Origin of the sequence: Nostoc cycadae WK-1, from assembly GCF_002897135.1 — a bacterium.
Classification (GTDB): Bacteria; Cyanobacteriota; Cyanobacteriia; order Cyanobacteriales; family Nostocaceae; genus Nostoc_B.
The window spans coordinates 34,117-36,132 of record NZ_DF978434.1 but is presented as its reverse complement, the minus strand read 5'-3'; the positions used below and the strand labels follow the sequence as shown (position 1 = coordinate 36,132).

At 42.5% G+C, this 2,016-nt stretch carries 2 protein-coding genes; both read right to left on the bottom strand.

Features of this window, described 5'->3' with window-relative positions; all coding sequences use genetic code 11:
- On the bottom strand, positions 1-1,488 hold a 1,488-nt coding region (locus tag NCWK1_RS19950; protein ID WP_245894955.1), incomplete at its 3' end, for a tetratricopeptide repeat protein.
- 41 nt (positions 1,489-1,529) lie between these two features.
- A complete protein-coding gene (locus NCWK1_RS19945; protein WP_096578685.1) occupies positions 1,530-1,961 on the bottom strand; it encodes a hypothetical protein in 432 nt (143 codons plus the stop codon).
- Positions 1,962-2,016: the final 55 nt, after the last annotated feature.

Below are 2,016 nucleotides of genomic sequence, written 5' to 3'. Positions count from 1 at the left end.
AATCGCCCGTTGGTACTCTCCCAGGGAATAGTAAGCATTGCCTAAACCGATTAAGGAATTACCAACACCATTGCGATCGCCTATGTCCCTTGATATTTCTAAAGACTGCTGGAAAAACTCAATCGCCCGTTGGTACTGTCCCTGGGAACTGTAAGCAATGCCTAATGAAGTGAGAGAAGCCCGATAATTCCAATTTTCTCTATCCCCAATTTCTTGCCATTTACTTACTAACTGCCCATATAATTCCACTTGGTCGATATAATAACCCCGCAAGGTTAAAAATTCATCGCAAAACCGAAGCGCATCAAAGGCAGAGTTATAATCTTGCAACTGATAACAGTGATAAAAGATTTCCAAGTATTCTTGAACATCATCTCTTGTTTGCCAGGGTGGTTGTTTAGCAACTGAGCGATAATAATCAATGGCTCGTTGATGCGCCTGTGTCTGATCACCTGCTTTATACCGCACATACTCCCACACCACGGGCTGAAATCTAAATCGCCGCCTACCATTGAGTTGTTCTATCAACAAAGAACGCTTCACCAGATTCCGCAATTCTCCCTCAATCTCTGGTTCTGAATTTCCCGGTAATACTGCCACTGCTGCTGCACTGTCAACCGCACCACGATACACACTAATATTCTGCAATAACGTTTTTTGTAACTCACTCAATCTTGCAAAACTGGCATCCAACACCAACACCAACCCCACATTTTCCCTGCGATGCACACCTAGCACTTGGGGATCTGTCAACAACTGGCGCAAATTCCCTAAGCCTAAATCTGCTAATCTGCTTAAATCCGGGTCTTGAGAATATTCTTCCTTTAATAAGTCTGCTACCAATCTCAACAATAGGGGATGCCCATCTACTAATTCCACAAACTCGGCTAAATCCCCTTTAATGCCCAATGCTGTTAACAGTGCTACCCCTTCTTCTACTTGTAAACCCTTCAAAGGTAGCCACTCAAAGCCTTTTAATTCTGGTCTTTCTCTGGTGGTGACTAATACCTTACTATTACCACCAGATTCGATCCATGTTTGGAAAAACTCACCGTAAAATAAACTTCCCCACTGTCGATCGGGTTGTAATAAACTTTCTAGGTTGTCAATAATTAGTAGAAACTCCCCAGAACGCAAACACCTAACTAACGCTTCTACTAACTGTGCTTCTTGTTCTGGCACAGGAAAGCCGAATTGTGTTAATACTTCTCTGGCTACATCGCTAAAACCTGCCCCATTACTGACATCAGCCCAAAATCGCTTGGGGAAACCTGCAATTTCATCATAAATCTTCGTCGCCAGCATCGATTTACCTGTGCCACCGATGCCTTCTATGCCAATTAAACAGGTATTTTCATCAGTTAACCATTGCTGAATTTGGGCAATTTCGGTTTTTCGTCCTTGCCAATAAGCCAAACTTTTAGGGGAGTTACCAGCTTTTAGAACCCCCGGTGATTCTGCTTTGGTACTGCGTTCTAGCAATTCCACTATTTCTTGCTGTGCAGTACCAAAAACAGCAATGTTGTTAATTACTTTGGGCTATTGATATTTTTGGTGAAATCATAGTTTGGCTGATTAACATCACCTGCTGTATTTATCTGTATACTTTCGTCGTAAGCTTGAGCGTTGAGGCTAACAGAACTATCATCAGATTTTGTTGCCTGCAAAATCTTGGCAATTTCTTCAGCCAGTGCTGTATCCGCCTTTAAAATTTCTTTTAATTGCGCCCGCAAGGCTGCTTGATAATCTTCATCATTGGGGTTCTCTTTTGCTGCATCGGCAGCTTTTTTGGCTTCTTCCTTCGCTTCTACCTTGGGTTGTAGCTTTCCCCAAATAGCTTTAGCTTTATTCCAAACATCCTCACCAACTTTTTGTGATGCGCCTTCTGCAACTTTACCACCCACGTTGAGCAGAAATGGCAGACAGGGTGCGAGAAATTTGACGATCAGTGCGATATCCATTTATATACGCAGTTAACTAAAGTTATTTACAGCACTTTGTCTAACGGTTTGGTAC